Origin of the sequence: Streptomyces sp. NTH33 (assembly GCF_003236365.1) — a bacterium.
Lineage (GTDB): Bacteria > Actinomycetota > Actinomycetes > Streptomycetales > Streptomycetaceae > Streptomyces.
On record NZ_POTZ01000357.1, the window covers coordinates 1 to 7,268 of the forward strand.

The following is a 7,268-nucleotide window of genomic DNA, read 5'->3' on the forward strand; positions in this document are numbered from 1 at the left end:
ACCCCCAATCACTCCCCCGGCCTACTCCACCGCCGCCACCATCTCCTGCTCCTCCTTGCCCTTCTGGGGCGTGGACGCCTTGCCCGGCAGGAACAGGGCCACCACGACCGCGCCGACGACCGCGACCACGGCGCCGCACAGCGCGGTGACGTGCATCGCGTGCAGGAAGGCGTCGTTGGCCGAGCTCACCAGGGAGTCACCGCGCGGGCCGAGCCTGGCGGCGACGCCGAGGGTGGCCTCGATGGACTCGCCGGCCTTGTCGCGCACCCCGGCCGGGAGCAGGCCGAGCTTGTCCTCGATGCGGCTGCGGTACGCCGCCGAGAGCACCGAGCCGAGCACGGCGATGCCGAGCGCGCCGCCGACCTGGCGGAAGGTGTTGCTCAGCGCGGAGGCCGAACCGGCCTTCTCGCGGGGCAGGGCCTGCATGATGACGACGCTGGTCGGCGTCATGATGTGCGCCATGCCGGTGCCCATGAGGAAGAAGACGGCCTCCAGCACCCAGATCGGCGTGTCGGCCTCGAAGCCGGCGAAGGCGGCCAGCATGGCGGCGAGCAGGAGCAGACCGGCCGTGGTGGTGGCCTTGTTCCCGAAGCGGTCGACGACCAGCCGGGCCCGCGGCGCGAAGATCATCTGTGCGGCGGCCAGCGGCAGCATCAGCAGGCCGGACTGGAGCGGCGTGTAGCCGCGCACGCTCTGCGTGTAGAACACCGAGAAGAACGTCACGCCCATCAGCGCGAAGAACACCAGCGCGATGGCGGCCATGGCGGCCGAGAAGACCTTGTTCCTGAAGTAGGTGACGTCCAGGGACGGGTGGTCGCTGCGCTTCTCGAACCACACGAAGGCCGCGAGGACGAGCAGGCCCGCCACGATCGTCGACAGCGCGGTGGGATCGGTGAAGTCGGCGAGCTCGCCGCCCTTGATGATGCCGTACACGAGCAGGACCAGGCCGACCACGGACAGCACGACGCCGACCGGGTCGACGCGGCCGGGCCGCGGGTCGCGGGAGTCGGGCACCAGCCACACCATCAGCGCCACCGCGACGATCACGATGGGCACGTTGACGAGGAACACCGAGCCCCACCAGAAGTGGTCGAGCAGCAGACCGCCGGTGATCGGGCCGATGGCGATGGCCAGGCCCACGCCGCCGGCCCAGATGCCGATGGCCTTGGGCTGCTCCTCGCGCTCGAAGACGTTCATGAGGACGGCGAGGGTGGCCGGCATGACGAAGGCGGCACCGAGGGCCATCAGGGCGCGGTAGGCGATGAGCTCGTTCGGCGTGCCGGACTCGGCGGCCAGCGCGGACCCGATCCCGAACACGACGAGGCCGCCGAGCAGGACCTTCTTGCGGCCGATGCGGTCGCCGACGAGCCCGGCGGTGAACAGCAGGCCCGCGAAGACGAGGGTGTAGGCGTTGATCGCCCACTCCAGCTCGCTCTGCGTGGCCCCCAGTCCGGTCGGGGCCGGGGTGGAGATCGTCTTGATGGCGACGTTCAGGATCGAGTTGTCGAGCACCACGATCAGCAGGCTCAGCATCAGCACGCCGAGAATCGCCCAGCGGCGGCGGTGCACCGCTTCCGGAATCCGGGAGCCGCGGCCGGCGTTGTCGGCAGGAGTAGTCATGGTGCGAGCCTAGGGCGCTTCCGATACGAGACCGTCTCGTATCGGAAACCTTTACCCAGCTCTTACGTCCCTTACCGAGACGTTGCGCACACGAGCGTCCTCTGGCTCGCACTGGCACGAGGTGCCACCATGGGAGGGATCCGGGGACGCCGTCAGGGCGCCTCGAGATGACGAAGGAGCCGTTGCCATGACGCAGCTTTCGGCTGCCCAGACGAAGCCCTCCGACAGCAGCAAAGCGCTGTACGGAGGAAAGGGCACCCGCCGCATCACCGTCCGCGACATCGCCCTCGCCAAGGAACGCGGCGAGAAGTGGCCCATGCTCACCGCCTACGACGCCATGACCGCCTCCGTCTTCGACGAGGCCGGCATCCCGGTGATGCTGGTGGGAGACTCCGCGGGCAACTGCCACCTGGGGTACGACACGACCGTACCCGTCACCCTCGACGAGATGACCATGCTGTCCGCCGCGGTCGTCCGGGGCACGCGCCGCGCCCTGATCGTCGGCGACCTCCCCTTCGGCTCCTACCAGGAGGGCCCGGTGCAGGCGCTGCGCTCGGCGACCCGGCTGGTCAAGGAGGCGGGCGTCGGCGCCGTGAAGCTGGAGGGCGGCGAACGGTCGCACGAGCAGATCCGGCTCCTGGTGGAGTCCGGCATCCCGGTCATGGCCCACATCGGCCTGACCCCGCAGTCCGTCAACGCCATGGGCTACCGCGTCCAGGGTCGCGGCGAGGAGGCGGCGGCGCAGCTGCTGCGGGACGCGAAGGCCGTGCAGGACGCGGGGGCGTTCGCGGTCGTGCTGGAGCTGGTGCCGGCGGAGCTGGCGGCCGAGGTGACGCGGGTGCTGCACATCCCGACCGTCGGCATCGGGGCCGGGCCGCAGACGGACGCGCAGGTGCTGGTGTGGACCGACATGCTCGGGCTGACGGGCGGGCGCGTGCCGAAGTTCGTCAAGAAGTACGCGGATCTGCGGGCGGTCATGGGCGACGCGGCCAAGGCGTTCGCGGAGGACGTGGTCGGCGGGGCGTTCCCGCTGGAGGAGCACTCGGTGCACTGACCTACGGTTGAGCCACTGCGGTACCAGAAGGTAGCCCCGCCGATCTTCCCCCGTCGGCGGGGCTGCCTGTTTTTGCGCCTAAACCGGCGCCGCTCTCGCGGAGGTGGTTGCTCGCCGTCGTGGTTCCTCAGTCGATGGTTGCGGTGCTTGTCGGGGATGTGTCGGTGCTGTCGGTCGACTGTCGGTGGTTTGTCGGTGGCGGCTGACAGCGTTTCCGTCATGACACCAAACGACACGAAACCCAGTGCCGTGACCGTGCGGGGGCTGGTCAAGCACTACGGCGAGACCAGGGCGCTGGACGGTGTGGACCTGGACGTGCGCGAGGGCACCGTGATGGGTGTGCTCGGGCCGAACGGGGCCGGCAAGACCACGCTCGTGCGCATCCTGTCCACCCTGCTGACCCCGGACGCCGGCCGGGCCACCGTCGCCGGCTACGACGTCGTACGGCAGCCCCGGCAGCTGCGCCGGGTGATCGGGCTGACCGGGCAGTACGCCTCCGTCGACGAGAAGCTGCCCGGCTGGGAGAACCTGTACCTGATCGGCCGGCTGCTCGACCTGCCCCGCAAGGAGGCCCGCGCCCGCGCCGACGAGCTGCTGGAGCGGTTCTCGCTCACCGAGGCCGCGCGGCGGCCGGCCCGTACGTACTCCGGCGGCATGCGGCGGCGGCTGGACCTGGCCGCCTCGATGATCGGGCGGCCCGCCGTCCTCTACCTGGACGAGCCGACCACGGGACTCGACCCCCGCACCCGCAACGAGGTGTGGGACGAGGTCAAGGCGATGGTCGGGGACGGGGTCACCGTCCTGCTGACCACCCAGTACATGGAGGAGGCCGAGCAGCTGGCCTCCGAGCTGACCGTCGTCGACCGCGGCAGGGTCATCGCGAACGGGGCCGTCGAGGAGCTCAAGGCGAAGGTCGGCGGGCGCACCCTGCGCGTGCAGCCGGCCGATCCCCTTCAGCTGCGCCCGCTGGCCGGGATGCTCGACGAGCTGGGCATCACCGGGCTCGCCGCGACGACCGTGGACACCGAAACCGGCTCCCTGCTGGTGCCGGTCCTCAGTGACGAGCAGCTGACCGCCGTGGTCGGCGCGGTCACCGCGCGCGGCATCACGATCTCCTCCATCACCACCGAACTGCCCAGCCTGGACGAGGTGTTCCTGTCCCTCACCGGCCACCGCGCCAGTGCCCCGCAGGACGCCCGGCCCACCGGCTCCCGCGAGGAGGTCGCCGTATGAGCGCCATCGCCACAACTGCCGCCGGTCCGAAGGCCGACGCCCGGATCCCGCTGCGCGCCCACCTGCGGCACACCGGCGCGCTGGTCCGCCGCAACCTGCTGTGGATCCGCCAGGACCCCGAGTCGATGTTCGACGCGATCCTGTTCCCGGTGATCTTCACGCTGCTGTTCGTGTACGTCTTCGGCGGCTCGATCGGGCAGTCGCTGGGCGGCGGGCAGCAGCAGTACGTGCAGTACATCGTGCCCGGCCTGATGGCCATGATGGGGATGAACCTGGCCCAGAGCGTGGGCACCGGCTTCAACCAGGACTTCAACTCCGGTGTGATGGACCGCTTCCGGTCCCTGCCGATCGGGCGCGGCTCGGTGCTGTTCGCCAAGATCTCCGTCGAGCTGCTGCGGATGCTCATCGCGACGACGATCCTCATGGTCGTCGGCGTCCTCGTCGGCTTCGACATCGAGAACTGGCCCGGCCTGGTCGCCGCCGTGGGGCTGTCCGCGGTGTTCGGCTCGGCGCTGATGTGGGTGTTCCTCACGCTCGGCGTGGTGATGAAGAACGCGCAGTCCGTGCAGGCGATGGGCTTCCTGGTGCTGATGCCGCTGCAGTTCGGCTCGTCCATCTTCGCGCCGCCCGGGACGATGCCGGGCTGGCTGCGGACGTTCACCGAGTACAACCCGCTGTCCGCCCTCGCGGACGCCGCCCGCGGGCTGATGACGCACGGCCCGGTCGCGCACGGTCTGTGGCTGACGCTGGCCTGGTCGGCGGCGATCACCGCGGTGATGGCCCCGGTCGCGATCCACAAGTTCCGTACCAAGACCTGACCGTACGGCCCCGGTCGGGCGCGTCAGACCAGGGCGGCGGCCTCCTGCGGGGTGAGGCCGCCGCCCTCCGCGTACGCGGCCTCGTACGCCTCCTCGCCGAGCACGGACCGGATGCGGGCGACCGCCTGGTCGTGGATGTGGCGTTCCAGGGACGAGGGCACGTGCCGGGGCGGCAGCAGGGCGTCGGCGGCGCCGAGGCAGCGGGCGGCGTCCCGGGCGCGGCGTCCGCCGTCCGCGCCGGCGACGGCCAGGGCCGCGACGGTCAGGTACATCGAGGACATGTGGGGCGCGATGGCCTGGGACAGCGGGTTCCGGGCCTGCTCCAGTGCCCTGCGGGACTTGTCCAGGGCGTCCTCGTAACGGCCGTCGGCCGCGTCCACCCAGGCCTCCGCACCGAGGATGAAAGAGTCGAAGACGACGAAGTGCGCGATGCTGAACTCCTCGCGCAGCAGCCGCAGTTGTTCGCGCGCCTCACGGATGCGGCCGGTCATGCCGAGCCGGCCGGCGAGGAAGATCCGGGCGGCCGGCATGGCCTCGTTGTGGCCGCCGTCGTTCTGCTCGATGGCCTCGCGCAGCATCCGCTCGCCCTGTTCGGCCTCGCCCGCCTCCAGCAGGGCGCCGCCGAGGCGGACGTTGAGGAGGGCGATCTGGGCGTGGGCGCCGAGACGTTCGGCGTGCTCGACGGCCGCGCGGTAGTCGGCGGCGGCCGACAGATAGGCGCCGGTCCGTTCATGTGCCTCCGCGCGCGCGGAGAGCGCCTCGGCGGTGCCCCAGGCGTCCCCGAGGCGGCGGAAGATCTCCAGCGCCTCGTCGGCGTCCCGGCCCGCGTCCCCGGCCGAGTCGGTGCGGTTGGCCAGCAGGTTGGCACGCCACTGGAGGGCGTGGGCGAGCTCCCACTCGAATCCCGGATCGCTGCGGCAGGTGCGCACGGCGGCGTCGCTGACCTCGCGCAGGCGCGCCACGTCACCGATCAGCATCACCGCGAACATCCAGAGCGTGCCGGGGCTGCGGCAGACCTGCGGCATGCCCGGCTCGTAGACCTCGGTGACGACGCGCAGCTTTCGTTGCGCCTCCGGGGACTGCCAGGCGTCCAGCTCGGTGTCCATGCAGGCCATATGGGCGAGGTGCAGGCCGCGGCGGGCCTCCGCGAGAACCTCGCCGGTCATCGGCGGCGGGGCGTCCGTGCACCGCCGCCATACCGGGGCGGCGCGCCGGACCGGCTCGGCGAAGGGGTCGGGGCCGAGCGCCATGACCTCGACGCACCAGGTGCGGGCCTCGATGCGCGCGTCGCGCAGCTGCCAGTAGAAGGCGAGCGAAAGGATCAGACACAGCCCCTCCTGCTCGTCGCGTACGGCGACGGCGTGGCGCAGGGCGGTGCGCAGGTTCTCGTACTCCCGCTCCAGCTTCCCGATGGCGGCGCGCTGACCGGGGCCGCGCAGCAACGGGTCGGTGGTGCGGGCGAGTTCGCGGTAGTACGTCAGGTGGGCGCGCTCGGCCTCCGTACGGCCGCCGCTCTCGTCGAGCCGTTCGCCCGCGTACTCGGCGACGGTCTCCAGGAGCCGGTAGCGCATCTCGCCGTCGGCGGCGGCGTCGGCCACCACGAGGGACTTGTCGACGAGGGAGGCGAGGGCGTCGAAGGCGGCGGGGCCGCACACGACCTCGGCCGCGGCGAGGTCGCAGCCGCCGGCGAAGACGGACAGCCGACTCAGGACGTCCCGCTCGTCCGTGTCCAGCAGGTCCCAGGACCAGTCGACGACGGCCCGCAGGGTCTGCTGGCGGGGCAGGACGGTGCGGCTGCCGGAGGTGAGCAGGCGGAAGCGGTCGTCGAGCCGGCCGGCGATCTGGCGCGGGGTGAGCATCCGCAGCCGGGCGGCGGCGAGTTCGATGGCGAGCGGCAGGCCGTCCAGGCGTCGGCAGATCTCGGCGCAGGCGGCGGCGGTGTCCTCGTCGGCGTCGACGCGGAAACCGGGCCGTACGGCGGCCCCCCGGTCGGCGAGCAGCCGCAGCGCGACCGGCTCGGGCAGCGGCTCCACCGGCCGCAGCACCTCACCGGGTACGCCGAGCGGTTCCCGGCTGGTGGCCAGGACGGTGAGGTGCGGGCAGCGGGCGAGCAGTTCCTCGGCGAGGCGGGCCGCCGCGTCGACGACGTGCTCGCAGTTGTCGAGCAGGAGCAGCATGCGGCGCCGCGCGCAGTGCTCGACCAGCCGCTCGACCGGGTCGTCGTGCCGGTCGGCGACCGCGGCCCGCATCTCCTCGGCCCCCGCGCCGTACAGCACGGTCTCGCGGGCGCCCACGGCCGTGAGCACGGCCTCGGGTACGGCGCCGGCGTCGTCGACGGGAGCGAGCTCGGCCAGCCACACCCCGTCCCGCACCGCCGGCCGCACGGCCTCCGCCGCCTCCTGCGACAGCCGCGTCTTCCCGGCCCCGCCGGGCCCCAGCAGCGTCACCAGCCGCGCGGTCCCGAGGTCGGCGCGGATCGCCTCGATGTCGGCCTCCCGGCCGACGAAGGAGGTGAGGCGGGCGCGGAGGTTGCCGGGGGGCCC

5 protein-coding genes are annotated in these 7,268 nt (G+C 72.1%); 3 read left to right on the top strand and 2 right to left on the bottom strand.

What is annotated here, in order from left to right; genetic code table 11:
- Positions 1-21: 21 nt before the first annotated feature.
- On the bottom strand, positions 22-1,620 hold the full coding sequence (locus tag C1I97_RS27090; RefSeq protein ID WP_111005773.1) for an MFS transporter: 1,599 nt from the start codon (positions 1,618-1,620) through the stop codon (positions 22-24).
- A 187-nt stretch (positions 1,621-1,807) separates the two neighbouring features.
- Between C1I97_RS27090 and panB the strand changes: the two genes are divergently transcribed.
- The 3 genes from panB to C1I97_RS27105 all read left to right on the top strand — a co-directional run bounded on the left by panB (position 1,808) and on the right by C1I97_RS27105 (position 4,725).
- Complete coding sequence (gene panB, locus C1I97_RS27095) at positions 1,808-2,674, top strand: 3-methyl-2-oxobutanoate hydroxymethyltransferase (protein WP_111005774.1); 867 nt, start codon at positions 1,808-1,810, stop codon at positions 2,672-2,674.
- A gap of 219 nt (positions 2,675-2,893) precedes the next feature.
- Positions 2,894-3,907, top strand: coding sequence for an ATP-binding cassette domain-containing protein (locus C1I97_RS27100; RefSeq protein ID WP_111005775.1), 1,014 nt, complete (start codon positions 2,894-2,896; stop codon positions 3,905-3,907).
- Entirely contained in the window at positions 3,904-4,725 is an 822-nt protein-coding gene (locus C1I97_RS27105; protein ID WP_111005776.1) for an ABC transporter permease, read from the top strand. Before C1I97_RS27100 ends, C1I97_RS27105 begins: the two co-directional genes overlap by 4 nt.
- Before the next feature lie 23 nt (positions 4,726-4,748).
- Here the strand turns inward: C1I97_RS27105 and C1I97_RS27110 are convergent.
- A partial coding sequence (locus tag C1I97_RS27110; protein ID WP_111005777.1) for an ATP-binding protein occupies positions 4,749-7,268 on the bottom strand: 2,520 nt, incomplete at its 5' end.